Raw genomic sequence first — 19,708 nt, forward strand, 5'->3', positions numbered from 1 at the left:
ATGGTAGCATGTGCAAAATGAAATTTCAATCCACGCACCCCTCTAGGGTACGATAATCACCCCTTTCCAATCTTTTGCCATGAATTCTATTTCAATCCACGCACCCATATAGGGTACGATGATGATTCATGTTGACTTTCAATATGATCGGATATTTCAATCCACGCACCCATATAGGGTACGATGGAACATTTTTATGGTAGCATGTGCAAAATGGAATTTCAATCCACGCACCCATATAGGGTACGATAGCGCATAGTACACGCCCATATACAACAAGGGTTTATAGCCTTAAAAGTGCTAACCCCCAATTTTTAAACTTAAAATCCATTGAATTTCAGCTTAGGATAGCCTAAACCCCTTATAAATCAACAGGTGCTAACCTCCCTAGTAATCCATGTTCGCCTAAGGTTAGCACCATTTAACAAAATTTAATTAGAAAACCAAAGGACCTTCTAAATCTAATGATTCTTTAACACCAAAGTGCTCGACTTTCGATTTGTGATTATCACCCAGCCGATAAAGTCGAATACTATCTTGCTCCTTATCAATTATAGCAAGGATTTCATTTTTTAAAATAGTATATTGTGTGCTGTTTACAATACATTCAAAAACAGAATTCTGGACACGTTGACCATAATTTTGGCAAAGCTTTGCTACTTTCCTAAGTCGCTTTTCACCACCAGAACTAGAAGTGCTCACATCATAAGTAACTACAATTAACATATTTCACCTACTTCCATAGGAATGGAGGATATTCGTCTAAATCTCCACGTAAGAACCTTGCCAAAAGTAATGCTTGAGCATATGGAACAAGTCCCCAAGAAATTGTTTCACCTAAAAAAGGATGCTTTAGAGATTCTTGTTTCTTTAATTGCCACTTCTGTAAGAAGCTCTTTCTGGCTTCTTCTGTTAAAATCACACTTCCATTTTCTTTTTCAACAAAATCATTGGCAGATACTTCTTTACGATTAATCATGGAAATAACAAAGCGATCAGCAACAACACCTCTTAATTCTTCCATGACATCTAATGCTAACGAAGCTCTGCCAGGTCTGTCACGATGCATGAAACCGACATAAGCATCTAAACCGACAGTTTCTAATGCAGCAGCGGTATCGCTGGCCAGCAATGTATATGCAAATGATAATAAAGCATTTATTTTATCTTTTGGAGGTCTGCGTGATCGTGTGTGAAAATAGAAATCTTCCTGTTGCTGTAAAATCATTAAATTAAATCCTTCATTGTAATAGGTGGCAGCTTGACCTTCCAGACCACGAAGTCGTTCGAGATCATTACAACGATGAACTTCTTTGATTTGCCTTGAAAGTTTAGTGGATATTTCATTCATTTTATCTTCATCAATACGAAGTGGATAGTTTCTTTTAGCTCTTTCTAACATCCATTTTTGGTTAAACAGCTTACCAATAATGAAATTTCTGGAGATTAAAGCTGAAGCATTCAAGTCATCAGAGATGTGATATTGCTTCTTTCTTAAGTGAACATTACCTCTGCTCATTCCAGTTACTCTGGCTAAGAATCGACCGTTCATTGTTAAAAAGGTCATACTGATATTATTATCGGCACAATACCCCATTAGCCCGGGACTTGCTCCTGTATAACCAAAACTTACAATGCTTTCTAAATTATGCAAAGGAACTCTGCCAAGCTTTTCTTTTTCTTTGTTTAAAACAATATTATCTCCATCTAAGGACAAATAGATATTCGGCTGTGTCACGAATAAAGTATTCAGTAATTTTCTCATCCATACAAATTCCTTTCTAGGTACTGTTGGACAGTCATTTTATTCATTAAGCTGGGCAGGCATATATTTTTCAAGGAACAGCTTCGACAATGAGGACCAGTTTTTACCTTTGGTGTATGCTTCTTTTGATAATAATGATGCATCTCATCCGTCAGTTCCTTAACATAACTCTTCAATTCTTCTGTAATATCCACTTCCACTCTTTGCCGGATCTCATGATAGAAGAAATAGCCTTTATCAATATCAATCAGATGCATTTCTTCTAAACAAATAGCTTGTGCAACCAGCTGAACAATATCTTCTTTTCCTTTCTTGGGTTTTCCACGCTTATATTCAACAGGAAAAGGTTTGTGTTTACCTGCATGTCCGACAATTTCCACACCGTCATCGTCTTTAATAAATTCTACAACATCACATACACCTGTCAGTTTTAATTCATGAGAGTGGATTGGCATCGCTCGAACTATAATTTTGTTTCCACGTTTTTCTTTTACAAAAGGAGTGTCCGCTTTTTTATGAATATAATTACCTTCAACAGTCTTCACATTTTCTTCCCACTGTTGTTCGATGTGAATTAAAGCCCATTGTCGCTTACAAAATTGAAAGTGCTGCAAACCGGATAGTAGTAGATAATCTTCCATATTACTGTCCTTCGATAATTTCTGCTTCCAGACCATCTAAATTAGCTAATGTAATTTTGTAGTCTTCATAGGATTGAGGATCATCCTTTGTTGCTCCAATGGATAAGGAACGGTGTACCTTAGCAGAAGAATATTGCCCTAATTTGGAGCTGTGTTGCCACCAATATACTTGATGTACTTCCATGCTTCCATCTGGTCGTGCGGAAGAGCTATCATTTTCAAAGAGTGTAACAAGTGCTTGTTTTATTTTTTCTGCATCTTCAAAAGTGAAACCAGTTTTTTCTGCTAATTGTGTATTGATGCTACCTTTAAAAACATATAAGCCATGATTGATACGGTGCTTCATTCCCATTGTGTCGGAGCTTCTCTTATCTCCAGTGACGGAGTTGACACTTTTGGTAATCTGTGTGCTGACGATATCAATCGGAGTAACAGAAGTGGCAGTATGAACAGATACAGGACCTCTGACACCTACGGATAAAGACGACCCTTTAAATGCAAACACTTGACCAAAGCTTCTGACATCAATCCATTTCTCGCAAGCGATTTGTGCAAATTCATCTTCAGAGGCATTTTTGGATTTTAACATTGTCTTCAATGTTTCATCTGCATCCGCCCGATCTTTTAAGCTTTTAAAACCGTCATTATTGCGATCACTGGATTGGACAAAAATAGTTTCTCCGGCATCTTGCAGCCGATTGCGAATCTTGCGTTTAATTGCAACATCAGAGATTTCACCACGTCCATCATAATTTTGACGAGGTCGATTCCCGTTTAATGGATCTCCATTCGGGTTAGCATTCGTTACAGATAATATTACTGCGAAATCAATTTTCTTGTTTAATACTGTCATCTTTTCCAGCTCCTTCTTTTTCTTTCTTTGTGTATAGTGATTTTCTTTGACTATATAATCCTAGTAAATATTCTTGAGTTAGTGGGATATCGCTAAAATCACCATCTTTAAATTTATCTGCTATATCATCAATTAATTTTGTGAAGAAAGCAGCTCTTTTTGGTGATCTTGTCCAAAGTCTTGCTTGATACGGCTGTAAGTTGCTTTGTAAGGTAAGCCATGTTCTTGCGGGTTGTTTAGAAAATGAGTTCATATAGCGAATTGCATTGGTAGCTCTGTTTTCTTCTTTATCATCCAGAACACTTCTTTCAAGTACATCTGCAACAGCTAGTAATCTGCCAAATAAGTAGTTTCTATCATCACATTCTTTATTCAAAGCCACATTCCATTCCTCCTTTTTTTCTAATAATGATTTACGTGCTAATGCACAGGTGATACTCAGTGTCTTTTCCCACTCCCATTTTTCCATAGAAACAGGATTAGAACTTCGCTGTACGGCACTTCTTAAAATATCACGCGGAATATTTTGTTTATCTATGATGCAGGGGAGTATACGTTCCATCAGGCCTTTAACTACTTTTTCATTCGCCCTTGAACCATAAACTGCAAAGGCAATGTCCCTTGTGGCAGGGGCGCCGTAAAACGAAACAAATTTTTCATTTAGTTTTCTATAGCGATGCTCCCAGGCACAATCAGTATGCCAATCTTTTATACGCTGTAAATAGAGTTCTGTATTTAAATGACGGTAGTAGAGAACAGCTAATCTGCCAGTTGTTGCGGAGTCTAAGGTGAGTACATTAATATTGCTATCTGATGTGAGATTATGTTTATATCCATCTATTGCCTTGTTTAATTCTTTTGCAAAAGGTTTGTCTGTATCAGGAGTGAACTTTTTGGCTTCAATAGTTTCGGAAAAAAGTATATCAATAGGATCTCCCATTGGATCTGGCGCATCTAATTCAGCTGAACCGGAAGTCGATTGGTTATCACCTGCGATTCCCCATACTAGAAATACACGGTTATCAATTGATTTTCCTTGCCGGTGAATAAGCCACTTTAGCGCATTATGGGCTTTTTGTGAGACTTCATAGCTGATTGCTGCTACTTCCTGACTGTTTTTAAATTTTCCCCGATACGTAAATCCACTTGTATCATTAGAAGAAATAAGTTTTGCTTTATCGGCAGCATGTCGAATTTTATTAGTATGCCGCTCTGTTGTGATTGCTTGTTCACCTGTAACAAAACAAGTATCCAGTTCCTTTGATTCTTTTATTTGGCTTTCATAAAAATCAGAAAATGATTTGTAAACTTCTTTATCTCTCCATACAGGAATACCATCAGGAGAATAAGTAGTAAAACGTACAAATACACTGAACTGATCCGTTGTACCGCTTGAAAATATATCCGGTTTTTCTCCCAGTTCTTTTTCATACTCTGCTTTCCACTTTTCGATTAGATTATCATTTTTATCTGTTATTAATTTACTGTTATTAACCAGATCCTCAATAAGAGTTCCTTTTTTTAGATATTCATAAATTAAGCGAACCCGCTCATTTCCATATGGAGAGTTGACCCATTCTTCTAAGTTGCTGATATAGGTTTGATATGGAGTGATTTTCGACTTTTTAACATTACCTCCGTATTTCTCAAAATCACCAGCAACGTATGCTAATTTATCATGAAGAGGGTAGGGAGCAACTTTTGATCCGGAACGACTTGCTGAATCATCTGTTGCTGGAATAAGTGTGTTGGCTTTATTTAATACTTGGGCATATAAAAAATCACCATCTTCGTCAATGACAACCTCTATATGGGCATTCTGTGTTGTGTGAGCAACGGGGAGAAGCGTATATTCACGATCTTCATATTTTTTTTCAATTATTCCAACTGCTTGTTCATTCACTTGATAGGTTTTATATAATTGTAATAACCAACTCAAGTTATTCACCTCCTAATTGCTGGAGTAATTCTTCTGCAGCTTGTATATTGTCCGCGTTAAATTCTTTTGGCTTCATTTCTTTAATTTGCCGTACAATGGTACATTCCTCTGGTCGAGGAAATTGTATAATACCATTTTTCATCACTGGTCTAAATAAGCGAACAGAAAGCTCGTTTTTTCCTGTTTCATCCGGATAGTTAAATCCGTGTACCATGGTCCCGAGATGGTACTCGGGGATGTCATCATAGCAACTTTCGCCACTTCCAAATTCACAAGGTTCCACATAACCTTGACATTCTCTTGTACCTAAGAAAATATCTCTTCTGCCTCCAACTTTTAAGGAACGTTTTAATATACTGTAGTGCTTTCCATCAATACGGTCATGTGCTAAATCTGGACGGTATTCGTTATATTCAAAATGAGCTCGTACTTGATAACGCACATCTTTCAGGTAGGTGTAATTGGCAAGTGTATTCCCACCACCATATTCAATAGGGCGGATTCCTTTTGATTCCATTTGGATAGTATTCATTATTCGAATTTCATCAATATAAAATAGAATTGTCGGCTTCCAATAAATAGATTCCGCTATACCTTTAAGAGCCTGATAAGTCGGAACATGATAAGAAAGTTTTTCACCGCCTAATTTGGTAAGTGGATCTGTAAATAAGGCATAATCCCCAAAAACTTCAAATTCGATTTGATTTCGCATTATTTTGTGATTGATATGTGAGTAAGCATATCAATGGCTCCTCCTTTCTGGATGGATAATTTTATATGAAAAGATAGAGGTTGAGAAATAATAAAGAGATTTCAAATTGAAGCTGAACAAGCAAAACACGAACTTAAGAGAATATTTTTCTTTTATTGAATTACTTGTCCAAAATTATGATTATGTTTTATTTATTAGAAATTCTTTTATCCCAACCTCATGCTTTTGCAGCTTATTTTTTCCTGAGATTTATCTCTATCTTTTCTACGCGAAGTTGCAGTGTCTTCCTTTTTGATTTCGGTTTCTTTAGTTTCTTTCTGCTTAGAAACATCTTTTATAAATACCTCCTTTCTATTATAGGTAGACTAAAAATAACGAAATAGTTAACCTTATTCAGAATTTTATCTCTATAAACAATATTACTTATTATTTTGGAAATGTCAACACTAATTTCATTACATCTTATGATATTAATGAAGGGTTTATTATTTCAATTAATAATATTAATGAACTTTCTAGTTTTATTTTATATGTATAGCTTGTATTATAAATATAAATAGTAGTATAATTCCCTCAGCATGAATTTTTATTTCGCAGCTTTTATAGATAAGTGCGTGGATTGAAATATTAATATCATTACTTGTAATACTGCTTGGCTGGCTTCTAAATAAAAGATGCCAGCCATCAATATTTAAAAGAACAAATCATCTAATTGACTATTTCCTTTTAAATCTATCCCGTATTCTTCATCGTAGAAACCATCTTTTAACTCGTAAATCATTCCATCAAAATGAGATACAAGTGCTTGCTCATTAGCTAAGTAATGAAATACTTGCGGATATACTTGAATCGAGTACTGCTGCGCTAATTTTAATGAAGAGGATAATTCATCAATAGGCTGATTACTATTTAATTTGGCAATAATTTCTTTTCCACTTCCATATGGAACAATAATGGAAGTAGTATTATTCTCAATAACATGAAAATATTGTGCTACAGTGTCTAAAGCTGCTCTTAGAACTAATGGGTATTTCGTAGAGGTGGCAGATTGATAAGATGCTATTTCTTCTTCTCTTTGTTCTAATAAAATAGTAGTAAGGTTATTTTCGAGTTCAGGAACATGAAATGGTAAGTCTCCTTTAATTTTGCTATAGAAATTTAAAAAATACTCTCTCATTGCTTTCTGAGATAATAAACTGTAGTTATACTTTTCTGGCTTCTTTTTGTAGAAAGGGAGCAGGGAACTGGAAGCTTCTTTTCCAACTTTAATCTCTTTTAAGCGAGATAACTTTTCCTGTGAATGCTGAATAATATATACAGGCTTGGTCTGGTATTTCCCATGCCGATTGCCTCTTCCTGCAGCTTGAGCAATAGAATCGAGACCAGCTACAGAACGAATAACGCACTCAAAGCTTACGTCCACCCCTGCTTCAATCAGCTGGGTAGTGACACAAACGAAAGGCTCGTCTTTATCTAACTTTGCCCGAATCGTTTCTAAACTTTCTTTTCGATGAGCAGCACACATAGAAGTGCTGAGATGGTAAACAGGGATGTTTACCTCTTTTAGTAGCTCATACAATTCTTTGACAACAGATTTTGTATTTAAGATAACTAAAGTAGATCCTAATTGTTCTATATCGGCAAGAATCCAGTCAGCTAAATCTTGGTTGGTGACAGGCTTATCGGTTTTATCTATAATATCTACTCTTTTAAAGGCATCAGCCACTTCGGCCAGATTTTGAATAATTTCCTCTTTGATATGTATAGGATGAGGAACATTCTCTAAAGTAGGCTGTGTAGCTGTGCAAAGCAGTACACTGGAACGAGCTTGATCTTTTAGAAAATTAACCGCTTCATTAAATAAAGAGATGCATTTGGCAGGTACTTTTTGAACTTCATCAAAAATAATCACAGAGTTTGCCAGATTATGCAGTCTTCGTGTATTTCGATTTCCTTTAGCATAAAAGACATTCAAGAATTGTACAAGGGTGGTAAAAATAACCGGACTGTCCCACTGGTCTCTAGCCAGTTGCAGCTTTTGTTTTTTGTCAATGTATCCATCATCTAAAATATCATCTTCCGCTTCTTTGTGGTCATCATCAATGACATTAGAGTGATGCTCTAAAATATGTTCATTATCATTTAAGATGTTTCTAATCTCATTTGCATTTTGCTCGATAATGGTTGTATAAGGTACAACATAAATAATCCGCTGTTTTTGATACTCTAAACTATGTCTTAAAGCGTAACGAAAACTTGCTAGTGTTTTTCCACCGCCAGTTGGAATGGACAAGGTGTAGATGTCAGAAGGATTAAAAGCAAACTTTTCGCACTGATCAGACATTTCTTCCCGTAATTGATTAATATGCGTTTTTTCTCCATTCTTTTTGAGGTCTTCTAAATGTTGCATTAATGAATGATAATACTTAGTAAAAAGAGGAGAATGTTCTTCCGTTTCATTATTAGTTAGCCCGCTTTCAAAATCTCTTGTGTTTGTCCGATCAGCATCGATTAGGCAACTAAATATATATTTAGTTATAAATACTAAGGTCGTATTATTTAATGGTAACTTTTGGATTTCATTGATAGCATTTTGAATATAGGTCTGTAAATCAGATGGAGGGATAACATCTTCGTAAAATCTTTCTTTTACAAGGTTATAATTAGGAATTTCTTTTTTTAGCACTCTGGAAAGAAAAGGTGATTCTCTCTCTGTTGAAAGGTAGTCTTTGAGGTTGCTATGGTGTGAGATAATTGCGTTACTGACTATTTCAGCAAGCAGTTTTTCATAAAGTGAGTTACTTTCTTGATGTAGGAGTTCAAATATTAATTTTCCGCCGGCTGTAGAATGATCTATTTCACCACGTTTATAAGTCATATTCTCTGGATCAAAGACAGCATCATATATGTATTGTTGAAAGTCCGGATTATATTTTCCTATGTCATGCAGAAGTCCGCATAATCCTGCTACATATTTTAAGCCTAGTTTTTCACCAAAGTGTTCAGCTAGTTCTTTAGATTCCAATAAATGTATTTTTAATGGTTGTACTTCTTCATCTGATTCTCGTATATGAGCGATGTAATCCAATAATTTCTTACCCCTTTCATTTGTTGTATAATGTAATTTTACCATAAATTTCAGCGGAATGCAGTATATTCTGATAAATTAATTTTATGCAATTTCTTTTAACTATTTTTCTTTGCAAGGCTCGATATTAGGACGCTTAAATCCGGGTTTTTTCTGATTGCATTATCGGCTCTTTTCTAATAGCATCTTTTAATTGATAGGCTATTTCAAATTGTAAATCACCAGAAGCATAATGGAAGTGTCAATAAAATTTTTATATTTAATAATAAAATCTGTTATTGAATATAAAAATAAACTTTGCACTCATATTAGGGTCTGTAATTCCGGAATCTTATAGTGACCATGGGACTACTGGATTTCGATTTACTGACTAATATAGGTGCGAACTTGATGATAAGTGCATTACTTCTCCGCCCAATAATTATTTTAATCCACGCACTAATATAAGTGCGAACATGAACAATATAAGTCAAAAGGTGCGGATAGTAAATTTCAATCCACGCACTTATATAAGTGCGAACTATAACCATAGTCCCAATATCTTTTATTATTCGATTTCAATCCACGCACTAATATAAGTGCGAACTATAACCATAGTTCCAATATCTTTTATTATTCGATTTCAATCCACGCACTAATATAAGTGCGAACGGTAGCAAATTGTAATTTTGCCGGATGGTTCTCTGATTTCAATCCACGCACTAATATAAGTGCGAACCTTGTATTAACACCATTTTGATTATCTAAAGCATTATTTCAATCCACGCACTAATATAAGTGCGAACGGATTTTAAACTCCCAGTGGCAATAGTTGAGGTGATTTCAATCCACGCACTAATATAAGTGCGAACAGCACACAGAATATTACTATATACTGCAAGGGTTTATAGCCTTAAAAGTGCGAACCCAAAATTTTTAATCTTAAAATCCATTGAATTTCAGCTTAGGATAGCCTGAAACACTGTTAGATCAACAGGTGCTAACCTCCCTAGTAATTTATGTTCGCCTAAGGTTAGCACCAATTCATTTAACAAATAGAAAATTCATCAAAACTTTTAGTTTTTGTATAAAAAGGGCGGAGGAGAGGTTATCGAGTAGTAATCATTCTTAGCAAAATTTCTACTTTCTGCTCTATGTCTTCTTGCCAAAATGTAAGGTCATCAGCAATAATTCCTGATAAGGTGGTAAGGAAAATTCCAACAAGCTCTTCAGGGTCTTCTTTAATAATCTCTCCAGCTTTTTGACCTTCTATGATTAATGGTAAAAAGAATTCAATATACATTGTCCCGAGACTGTCTACATATTCTTGTACTTCTTTTGGCGTTTCTTCTTTATTATCCAAACTTTGTATAATTCGAAATACGTTACTTGAAGTAGAGTCTGTTGAGGATAATGCATAGAGAACAAACTTTTTAATTTTTTCAGATGGAGACAGATTATCTGTTTTTAATTCTTCTAAGAAATTGATTGTTTTATTGACAACGGTTGCCCACTTTAAACTTTCATACAATACCTCTTCCTTTGAGGAAAAATAATGATAGATTAAACCGTGGCTAACTTTTGCTGCTTTTGCTATCATACTTATTTTGGTTAGCTTAATGCCGTTATCTGCAAAAACTTGAAGTGCTGCACTCATTATTTGTTCTTTTCTTTCCTGCCGAATTTGTTCTAATTGATTCTCGTTTAAGGGTGCCATCAGCATTAACCTCCATATTCTTTTATTAAAATAGTTATCTTTAATGTTGTCAAAATTAGGATGATAGTTCTTTTATGTAATTATACATTTAAATATTTTAAATAATACATCTTAAATAGAGTGCGAATTAGTCAAGTATCAATGACTTTGCTTTAATTCATGTACTTACATAAGTACGAACAAGTGCAAAGACGCATTATGTTTATGGGTTTAGAATTTCAATCCACGCACTAATATAAGTACGAACACGACTCCATCCACGTCTTATTTTGTCCTTAACCATTTCAATCCACGCACTAATATAAGTACGAACACTACTCCATCCACGTCTTATTTTGTCCTTAACCATTTCAATCCACGCACTAATATAAGTACGAACAAAGGATTGTCAGAAATTGCTCTGTTTGTTTTTGATTTCAATCCACGCACTAATATAAGTACGAACACTGCTCCATCCACGTCTTATTTTGTCCTTAACCATTTCAATCCACGCACTAATATAAGTACGAACAGCGTACGCTCTAAAGCCTTATACAATAAGACTTCAAAATCAAAAAAGTGCTAACCTATTTCTGGTTGGCGATATTTCACACATTTTCTGCAGAAAAACTCTCTAAACGCTTATAAATAAAACGGTGCTAACTTCCTTAGTAATTTATGTTCGCTTAGGGTTAGCACATAATTAAAAATGAAAACCTTTTCCAATATAAAACCATAAAGTTTCACACCTTAAAATAAACTAAGATAGAAACAACTTTTAATCGCGGAAAATAAGATAATTCTACTTTATCATAAATAAATATAAATGATAAATAAACTCCACCGTCATTTCTTTTTCCGTGAAAGCAGATTATAAATGGATTTCTCTATTTAAATCAAATAAATGATATAAAAGAAGGGTCGGATGTAGTTTAAATTTTGTTTAAAAATAGAACCAGTTTATTCTTTTTATTTACGGAATTGCTATGATTGTTTATAGAGAGGATTCCTTTTGATGTATTTTATTTAAAGCAGGGAATAAGAAAATAATAGAAGGTTTAGCAGTTATAAATAAAAAAGTCAATGGATTATGGGGGTGTAAAAATGGCGCAAATATTATACATCGAAGACGAAAAAGAAATTGGGCAATGGGTAACAGAGGACTTAACAGGAAGAGGGCATGAAGTAAATTGGTTAACATCAGGAGTCGAACTGGAAAAGCATATCAGCAACATCGATCTTGCCATTTTAGATATTATGCTGCCGGGACTTGATGGTTTCTCAATCGGAAAGCGAATAAAAAAAGCGAATCAAGACACACCAATTATTATGTTATCTGCGCGCTCGGCAGTGGAGGACAAGCTGGAGGGGTTAAGCTTTGCGGATGATTACGTTACAAAACCATTCCACCCTGATGAATTAGCAGCACGTGTGGATGCGTTGCTCCGCCGTTTTCAAAAGGAAGAGGATGCACTTGAAATCGGTCATCTGCAAATAGATATGAAATCGCTAATTATTATCAATAAACATACAGAGGAAGAAATTTTACTGACAGGGAAGCAGTTTCAACTATTTCAATACTTCCTCCGCCACCTGAATCAAATTTTAACGAAAGAGCAGCTTTATGAAGGTGTGTGGGGAGAGCAGTTTATGGATGGGGATAAAACGTTGATGGTGCATATCCGGTATTTGCGTGAGAAAATTGAAGAAAATCCAGCAAAACCGGTGATTATTGAAACGATTCGCGGAATCGGATATCGGGTGAAAAAATGAAACGATTTTTAAAATCTTTATTAGCAAAATATATATTGATTATTCTGATTGCTATTTTTTTAATACAAGCGGCCTATTTCATCATCATTTTTGTTTTCTTTAATTTAATGGAGGATACAGATTCACCGGAGGATGGACAAAATTCATTTACAGAAATAGAAGCAGAATGGCATCGGGAAGCTCATCAAGTAATAACGAAAGACGATATTAAACACTTATTTGAGGAGTGGCAAGAGGTTTATCCGGATGCATCTATGTTTCGAGTGAATGGAGACGGTGTTTTGGATGTACAAAGCAATCTTCAGGAAAATTTACCCGATAAATGGGATGTCACTTACACTGCACAATTTTTAAAAAGTCATTATGAGGGTGATCCATTTACGGTTGTTGCTTTTACAGGGGAACATGAGGAAGATGGCTTCATTGTTTTTCAGCTTCCTCGGGAAGTAATGCAGCCATACGGCCAACGGCTTTTTAATCAATATAGCTGGGCTATTATAATGCTGACGATGGGCATTGTATTATTGTTTATTCTTCTTTCCTTATGGTTTTTCAGAGGAATTCGTAAGCGACTTGTCCACTTGCAAGAAGCCATGGAAATTCGAGATATCGATGGAATGCCGATTCTTATTGAAGAGAAGAAGCAGGATGAAATCGGCGATTTAGAAAAGTCCTTTAATCGAATGGTACAGGAATTAAGAGAAAGCAGAGAGCGTGAACAAGAAGAGGAACAGCTGCGCAAAGAGCTGATTGCCAATTTATCGCATGATTTACGTACGCCTTTAACCAAAATAAATGCACAAGCCTACGCATTACAGAAAATGGATTTGCCAATAGAGGCAAAGCATTCTCTTAAACTGACGTCAGCATCCATTGAAGACGTGGATAAATTAATCGAAAATCTCATGTCTTATACGTTGTTGATGGCGAGTAAGTATAAGAAGGATTTAAAAGAAATAGATATGTCACGATTCCTCCGTCAATATCTGGCAGCCTGGTATCCAGTTTTTGAGAAGGAAGGATTTACGGTTGATGTTGACATAGTACCTTTTGAACAAAATACGTGGAAAGTAGATTCATTATGGCTCAGCCGGATTTTAGATAATCTCCTTCAAAATGTTCTGCGTCATGCGGCAGATGGAAAATATATTGCGGTGCGTACAGAATCATCAGAGCTGAATGATGCCATTGTGGTTATAGATAAAGGAAAGGGCATGCAGGTGGATACCGAGCAAAAAGGTGCAGGAATCGGACTTTCTATTGTTGATATGATGGTAAAGGGAATGCATCTGGATTGGGAGATTGATTCGACAGAACAGGGAACGACGATAAAAATTATCAGAGAAAAAAGAGCGGGCAATTAGTTCCTTTGTTTTGAGCAAAGCAATCTTCTACAGGGAGGAGTCTCAATGACAAGTATTTATACGTATTGGGGAAATGGAAAAGTAAAATTGACTTGGATACAGGATAGTGAATTGCCTGAAAGAGAGCTTATAGCAAATGCACATGGTCTATGCTTTAAAAAGGATAAGCTGCTCTTAGTCAGTTTAAATAACAGGGGATGGGATATACCTGGAGGTCATATGGAGAAAGAGGAAGTACCTGAGGAGTGTTTTAAACGTGAGGCATATGAAGAGGGCTATGTTACAGGTATATGTTCTCTTTTAGGTTCTATTCAAGTAGATCATAGCGAAAATCTGGAAGGACGCTATCCTAAGGTTGGTTATCAGGTGTTTTAACATATGAACGTTCAGCAAATATATACATTTAAAGCTGCTCATGAATCGAAAGAAAGTGGGTTGACCCGGAAAAAGTGAAAAAATATAAAACTGATTGGAATTTGCTTTACTAGCGCATTTTTGATTGTGCTGTAAACATTGACAAATAATTGATTATTGGCTAAAAAGATTTGTATGCTCTGACCCTTAAGTAAATGAAAGCAAAAAAGCAGTGACATTTCTTTTCTATCATGAAATGTCACTGCTTTTAACGAGGTACAGAATATTTACACAGCAGGTTTAGTTCGGTATTTCCACTTTAAAAGATTCAAATTCAACATCCTCTAAAGAACCTCCTCTAAATTCGAGCGCTTTTTCTACCCCGTTTTCATCAATTTCTACGCCCCCACCATCTGTTGGAAGGGCTGTATAAGGAGTAATGGTCAGCTCGGTAACATTAGAGCCGATTGGGTCAAATTGTTTTTTACTCGTAAATACCAACCTATTGTCAACGAGTTCTCCCGTTCCTCCTCCTGAATAACTGGTAATTTCGTTTCCGTCTTGGTCAAACATCCGGAATTCAATATCACCACCACGGCTTAGTTCAAAATCTGTTCCTGCTTCAGAGCTTTCATAGGATACGCTAACTCCAGTTTCACTTAACGTTAATTCCGTAACAGTAAGATCGATTCCGTCTACACTTTGCGAATGCTCAATTGGAATGGTGCGAATATCTGTAATCTTTTCTATAGGTGTGGAGAAGTACCAGGTCTCCTCTTCTCCGCCATGTAAAATTAGCCCCAATTCAAAGCTATCCGGCATTTCTTCTGTTACATTAATTTCTTGAATAGCAGTCCGGGTTGTTGCTGATTGAATATCTTCTCTGTAAGATCCTGAACCCATACTCGGTGATTCACCATTAATGGTAAAATCCATACCAGCACCAAAATAATGCTCTCCAAGTTGTTTTTCTGATTCAATGATATAACCAATGGTAATATTATTTTGATCATACAGGATTTCATCCAATGTTACAGATATGCCGTCAATTGTCTGTGTTTCTCCAATTTGACTTGTTAAACCTTGTTTTTGAGCCTTTTCTAATCCAATCAGATCAGAATTTCCAAATACTGAACCGATAATAGGAATCTGGGACAAGCTGCTTGCTAGAGCTGGAGAATAGTAAGATGAACCAACTAATATGACAAAAACCACTGCCACACTACCAAAAGCGTAGAATACTTTTCGTTTCACCTTGTTTATTCGATTAAGCTGGCGATGTATATTCCCTTTACTGCGTTGTTTTTCCGCTTGTTCCATCCCTGTTTGAATAGCTGAACGCACTTGCTCTTCTGGAAAGGGGTCTGAGTGCTCATATCGTTTTTTCATTTAACTTATAACTCCTTTCTATTTCAATTCTCAATTTTTTCTTTGCTCGACGTAAATACGTTTTAATCGTTCCAACAGGCTTTTCCATAATTTCAGCAATATCCTGAATTGGGAGATCATGATAGTAAAATAAAATGATAGAGGTCTGATAGGATGCTTTCAGCTTGGATAATGCTTCACTTAGGTGAAATGACTCTACCTCCTGATCCTGCTTGCTTTCTAACTGAATTAACAATTCATTTTCCTCATAAGGAATAATTTGTTTTCGAGCTTTTAAAAGTCGGTAGCATTCGCGTATCAGGATTCTAAATAACCAGGTTGAGAAATACTCCGGATGCTGTAGTTGATTAATGGATAGAAATGCTTTACATGATGTTTCTTGAATGGCGTCCAGCGCATCTTGCTTGTTGTCAACATAAGAGAGCGCCTTGTAATACATCATTTGCTCTTCCAGAAAAAGCAGTTCTTCAAAAGCTGCAGCATCTCCATTGATGGCTTTTGTTACGGTATGTATATCGTGCTTCACTATATAATTCCTCCTTTCATGTATTAGAGTCATTTCGTGATATAAAAAGTTTCACTTTCTTTCTTTTTCTTAAAATATTTTTCGATTTTTATTTATGCTGGCATAGCCTGCAGCTTTTTAACCAAATTTTAACCAAAGCCGATACTTCATTTTAACCTCGTCCCTCTATCCTTGAAAGTAGAGGTGATAATGATGGAATATATCGTAGAAACGAAGCATCTAACAAAATCATTTGGAAAAGAAAAAGCAGTATCAAATTTGGAAATGAAGATACCTAAGGGAGAAATCTATGGCTTCCTTGGTCCGAATGGAGCAGGTAAAACCACAACAATCCGCATGCTGTTAGGGTTAATGCGGCCGACTTCCGGCTCTGTTCAACTATTTGGAAAAGATATGAAAAACAGTCGGATAGAAATTTTAAAAAATGTCGGATCGCTGGTAGAAAACCCTTCCTATTATCCGCATTTAACTGCTAGGGAAAATTTAGAAGCAAGCAGAAAAATTCTTAACGTACCAAAGAAAAGAATCGATGAAGTGCTTAAACAGGTTCGCCTGCACGGGGTTGCTAATAAAAAGGTAAAAGGATTTTCGCTGGGAATGAAGCAGCGGCTCGGGATTGCTGCTGCTATGCTGCATCAGCCGGAGCTGCTGATTTTGGATGAGCCTACAAATGGTTTGGATCCCTCGGGCATTATTGAAATGCGTCAGCTGATTCAAAGTCTGCCGGAAGAATATGGCATGACGGTGCTGATATCCAGTCATTTATTATCTGAGATTGATCAGATGGCTACCAGAGTAGGGGTTGTATCTAAAGGAAAAATGATTTTTCAGGATTCGATTGAGACGATGCGTAAATTTGCGCAAGCTTCCATTCAGGTACGGGTGAATGATAATGAAGCAGCGTGGCGTTCTCTGCTTGCCAATGGACAAAAAGCAGACATAGGGGAAGAAAGTGTTACCTTGCAGGCAGAAGATGACGAGCAGGTAGCAGGTTCCATTCAGTATCTTGTCCAGCAGGGTTTTTCTATTTATCGGGTACAGGAGGAAAAACGGTCTTTAGAGAATATTTTCTTGGAGATGACAAGAGAGGAGCAGGCAGGATGATCCTTTCACTGGTGAAGGCGGATTTTTTAAAGATAAAACGTAAAGGAATGTGGCTGTTATGTCTGACCGGTCCTTTTGGTGTAGTGGCATTACAGATGGTGAATTACGGGGTGAGAAAAGATTATTTGTTTGAACAGATGGATGATCGCTGGCTTTATTATATTTTGAATATCAATTCATTTACGCCGCTTGCCATTGTTTTGGGGATTGTGATTTTGACATCCTTTATGGCAAGTATTGAGGATGAAACAAATGCCTGGAAGCAGTTAGTTGCTTTACCTGTTTCCAAACGGGCAGTCTATCTATCTAAATTTACGGTAGTCAGCTGTGTCTTATTTTTATCCTCTGTCCACTTATTCCTTTTTATGTCCGGGTACGGGCTGACGTTGGGATTAGGAACGGATATTCCATACTTGCGGTTAATGGAGTACAGTTTCTTTCCTTTCCTTGCTGCACTTCCCGTCCTGGCATTACAGCTTTGGGTAGCTACTGTCAGTAAGAATCAGGCCATCCCTGTCACATTAGGGGTAATAGGAGTTATTTTAGCATACTCTGCATCACTTCTGCCCGATTGGGTGATTTGGAAATGGCCTGCATTATCTAATGATTGGGACCATTCATATATAAATGCTCTGTTAGGCATTGGGTTTGGATTATTGCTGTATTTGCTGGGGATGATTGATTTTAAAAGAAGGGACGTTAAATAAATGTTTTCCGTGATAAATTCTGAGTGGTTTAAGCTGCGAAAATCAAAAGTACTATTTCTTCTATTAGTGGCACCACTGGTTGGATTATTTATTGGGTTAGCCAATTCATTCATCGAAATAGAAGGAATCAATGCGTGGTATGAAAAGTTGATAATGATGAATTTTACGTATGCTACCTTATTCCTGCCATTGATTTCAGGGGTCTTTGCCGGTGTGATTTGCCGGTACGAACATCAGGAGGGGGGCTGGAAGCAGCTGCTGGCACTGCCTGTAACAAGAGGCAAGGTCTTTCTTTCTAAATATCTGGTGCTGATTCTTCTGATGCTTGCCATGCAATTAATGTATCTGGTTTCTATTTATTTAGTGGGTATGATAGAAGGGATTACAGATCCTTTTCCAATGGATATTGTTTGGAAATCTATTTTAGGCGGCTGGGTGGCAACATTACCGTTAATTGCTTTACAGTTATGGGTCTCCATTGCATTTAAAAGCTTTGCAGCCCCGTTTGCAATAAATGTTATCTTTACATTGCCGACGATTTTAGTCATTAATTCAGAACGGTTTGGACCTTATTACCCTTGGGGACAGCCATTTTTAATGATGAATATTAGCGGAAGTACAGAAGATGTCTTTTTTGTCCCCTGGGATCAAATACTAATGGTTATTGGCGGCAGTTTTCTATTGTTTTTCATTGGAGGATATCTTTATTTCCAAAGGAAAGCGGTGTAATAGGAAGGAATACAAAAGGAATGGCGGTCGTCTGCTGTTCCTTTTTCCATTATAATAGAAGATAAAGTTTTACAAGAGAGGATATCTTAAAGTGCGAAACAGGTTTATTTATTGTGATACATTCGGTAATCCCGACGAAGTATTAAAGATAAAAGAACAAGAAATCGATCCCCCTGAAGCAGGAGAAGTGCTCGTACGCATGTTAGCGAGACCAATTAATCCATCTGATTTGATTCCGGTTAGAGGAAGTTATGCTCACAGAATTTCTCTGCCCTATATTCCAGGCTATGAAGGTGTTGGAATTGTAGAGGGTGTTGGAGCTAATGTCAGTGCAGAGCTTATTGGCAAGCGTGTTTTACCGTTACGAGGTGAGGGAACATGGCAGGATTTTGTCAGGGCGCCGGCTAAATTTTCTGTCCCTGTGCCGGAGACTATTGATCATACAAATGCAGCACAACTATATATTAATCCTGTGACAGCATGGGTGACTTTAACAGAAGTATTGCGGCTCCAGCCGGACAGTGTACTGTTAGTTAACGCCTGTGGTTCAGCGATAGGGCAATTGTATGCGCAGTTTGCAAGAATTTTAAATTTACGTTTGATTGCAGTTACGAGAAATAGTAAACATACACAGAAGCTTTTAAATTATGGAGCTTTTGAAGTGGTGGATACATCAAGCCAGCCCCTTTTTGAAGCTGTTATGGAAAAAACAAATGGAAAAGGAGCAGATGCAGCCATTGATTCATTGGGAGGGAGTGCTGGTTCTGACTTAGCTGGCTGTTTGCGCAGTCAGGGACATTTTTTGAGTATCGGCTTATTGTCTGGAGAACAAATGGATTGGGGAGCTTTTGCAGATAAAGTGAAAATGAATATTTTTCATTTGAGGCATTGGAATAGGAAGGCAGATCAGGAAAAATGGCAGGGAACCTTTCAGCAAATCATAAAGCTTGTGGAAAAGAATGAGCTGATACTTAGCTCTGAGAAAGCAGAATATGAATTAGCAGATATAAAACAGGCGCTTAATTCCGTTGCTGACAGCAGAACAGGAAAAGTGATTTTATCCAGCAGTTGATAATTTGTGACCGATAA

General features: G+C 36.6%; 17 protein-coding genes and 2 CRISPR repeat arrays (1 of these 19 only partly in view). Of the genes, 7 read left to right on the plus strand and 10 right to left on the minus strand.

Annotated elements, in window-relative coordinates; all coding sequences use genetic code 11:
* A CRISPR array of direct repeats spans nt 1–250; the repeat unit is 32 nt; unit sequence ATTTCAATCCACGCACCCATATAGGGTACGAT (it extends 1,501 nt beyond the left edge of the window).
* Between the two features lie 185 nt (nt 251–435).
* The 8 genes from cas2 to FLK20_RS06270 form a co-directional block, all read right to left on the minus strand.
* Nucleotides 436–726, minus strand: a complete 291-nt coding sequence (gene cas2 / locus FLK20_RS06235) for a CRISPR-associated endonuclease Cas2 (protein ID WP_152655682.1) — start codon at nt 724–726, stop codon at nt 436–438.
* Nucleotides 727–733: 7 nt separating this feature from the next.
* Nucleotides 734–1,765 (minus strand): type I-C CRISPR-associated endonuclease Cas1c, encoded by a 1,032-nt coding sequence (gene cas1c / locus FLK20_RS06240; RefSeq protein ID WP_152655683.1) that lies wholly within the window; start codon nt 1,763–1,765, stop codon nt 734–736.
* Entirely contained in the window at nt 1,762–2,406 is a 645-nt protein-coding gene (cas4, locus tag FLK20_RS06245) for a CRISPR-associated protein Cas4 (protein WP_227994873.1), read from the minus strand. Before cas4 ends, cas1c begins: the two co-directional genes overlap by 4 nt.
* Nucleotide 2,407: 1 nt before the next feature.
* The gene (gene cas7c, locus FLK20_RS06250; protein WP_152655685.1) at nt 2,408–3,259 is read right to left on the minus strand and encodes a type I-C CRISPR-associated protein Cas7/Csd2; all 852 of its coding nucleotides are present in this window, start codon (nt 3,257–3,259) and stop codon (nt 2,408–2,410) included.
* Nucleotides 3,234–5,198, minus strand: a complete 1,965-nt coding sequence (gene cas8c, locus FLK20_RS06255) for a type I-C CRISPR-associated protein Cas8c/Csd1 (RefSeq protein WP_152655686.1) — start codon at nt 5,196–5,198, stop codon at nt 3,234–3,236. Before cas8c ends, cas7c begins: the two co-directional genes overlap by 26 nt.
* Before the next feature lies 1 nt (nt 5,199).
* Nucleotides 5,200–5,910: a type I-C CRISPR-associated protein Cas5c gene (cas5c, locus tag FLK20_RS06260; protein ID WP_152655687.1), complete on the minus strand. Its 711-nt coding sequence runs from the start codon at nt 5,908–5,910 to the stop codon at nt 5,200–5,202.
* A 691-nt stretch (nt 5,911–6,601) separates the two neighbouring features.
* Entirely contained in the window at nt 6,602–8,998 is a 2,397-nt protein-coding gene (gene cas3, locus FLK20_RS06265; RefSeq protein ID WP_194165546.1) for a CRISPR-associated helicase Cas3', read from the minus strand.
* Between the two features lie 423 nt (nt 8,999–9,421).
* Nucleotides 9,422–9,851: direct repeats of the CRISPR family, unit length 33 nt.
* 234 nt (nt 9,852–10,085) lie between these two features.
* Nucleotides 10,086–10,694, minus strand: a complete 609-nt coding sequence (locus FLK20_RS06270) for a TetR/AcrR family transcriptional regulator (RefSeq protein ID WP_194165547.1) — start codon at nt 10,692–10,694, stop codon at nt 10,086–10,088.
* A 1,083-nt stretch (nt 10,695–11,777) separates the two neighbouring features.
* On the opposite strand from FLK20_RS06270, the gene FLK20_RS06275 reads away from it, so the two are divergent.
* Genes FLK20_RS06275 through FLK20_RS06285 form a run of 3 tightly spaced genes read left to right on the plus strand, consistent with a single transcriptional unit; the run spans nt 11,778 to nt 14,185 of the window.
* Nucleotides 11,778–12,446 carry a response regulator transcription factor gene (locus FLK20_RS06275; protein ID WP_152655690.1) on the plus strand — a complete coding sequence of 223 codons (669 nt, stop codon included), beginning with the start codon at nt 11,778–11,780 and terminating at the stop codon, nt 12,444–12,446.
* Nucleotides 12,443–13,810, plus strand: a complete 1,368-nt coding sequence (locus FLK20_RS06280) for a HAMP domain-containing sensor histidine kinase (protein ID WP_152655691.1) — start codon at nt 12,443–12,445, stop codon at nt 13,808–13,810. Before FLK20_RS06275 ends, FLK20_RS06280 begins: the two co-directional genes overlap by 4 nt.
* A gap of 45 nt (nt 13,811–13,855) precedes the next feature.
* A complete protein-coding gene (locus tag FLK20_RS06285) occupies nt 13,856–14,185 on the plus strand; it encodes an NUDIX hydrolase (RefSeq protein ID WP_370453168.1) in 330 nt (109 codons plus the stop codon).
* A gap of 279 nt (nt 14,186–14,464) precedes the next feature.
* On the opposite strand, the gene FLK20_RS06290 is transcribed toward FLK20_RS06285, so the two are convergent.
* Both FLK20_RS06290 and FLK20_RS06295 read right to left on the minus strand, forming a co-directional pair.
* Nucleotides 14,465–15,553, minus strand: a complete 1,089-nt coding sequence (locus tag FLK20_RS06290) for a DUF4179 domain-containing protein (RefSeq protein WP_152655692.1) — start codon at nt 15,551–15,553, stop codon at nt 14,465–14,467.
* Complete coding sequence (locus FLK20_RS06295) at nt 15,537–16,079, minus strand: sigma-70 family RNA polymerase sigma factor (protein WP_194165548.1); 543 nt, start codon at nt 16,077–16,079, stop codon at nt 15,537–15,539. The genes FLK20_RS06290 and FLK20_RS06295 overlap by 17 nt, the downstream gene beginning before the upstream one ends.
* Before the next feature lie 192 nt (nt 16,080–16,271).
* Here FLK20_RS06295 and FLK20_RS06300 point away from each other — a divergent pair, with 192 nt between their 5' ends.
* The 4 genes from FLK20_RS06300 to FLK20_RS06315 all read left to right on the plus strand — a co-directional run bounded on the left by FLK20_RS06300 (nt 16,272) and on the right by FLK20_RS06315 (nt 19,691).
* Nucleotides 16,272–17,183 (plus strand): ABC transporter ATP-binding protein, encoded by a 912-nt coding sequence (locus FLK20_RS06300; RefSeq protein ID WP_152655694.1) that lies wholly within the window; start codon nt 16,272–16,274, stop codon nt 17,181–17,183.
* Complete coding sequence (locus FLK20_RS06305) at nt 17,180–17,890, plus strand: ABC transporter permease (protein WP_152655695.1); 711 nt, start codon at nt 17,180–17,182, stop codon at nt 17,888–17,890. The genes FLK20_RS06300 and FLK20_RS06305 overlap by 4 nt, the downstream gene beginning before the upstream one ends.
* On the plus strand, nt 17,891–18,619 hold the full coding sequence (locus tag FLK20_RS06310; RefSeq protein ID WP_152655696.1) for an ABC transporter permease: 729 nt from the start codon (nt 17,891–17,893) through the stop codon (nt 18,617–18,619). It begins immediately after the preceding gene.
* 91 nt (nt 18,620–18,710) lie between these two features.
* Nucleotides 18,711–19,691, plus strand: coding sequence for a zinc-dependent alcohol dehydrogenase family protein (locus FLK20_RS06315; protein ID WP_152655697.1), 981 nt, complete (start codon nt 18,711–18,713; stop codon nt 19,689–19,691).
* The last annotated feature ends 17 nt before the right edge of the window (nt 19,692–19,708 follow it).

Source organism: Oceanobacillus sp. CFH 90083 (assembly GCF_009389585.1).
Lineage (GTDB): Bacteria > Bacillota > Bacilli > Bacillales > Amphibacillaceae > Oceanobacillus.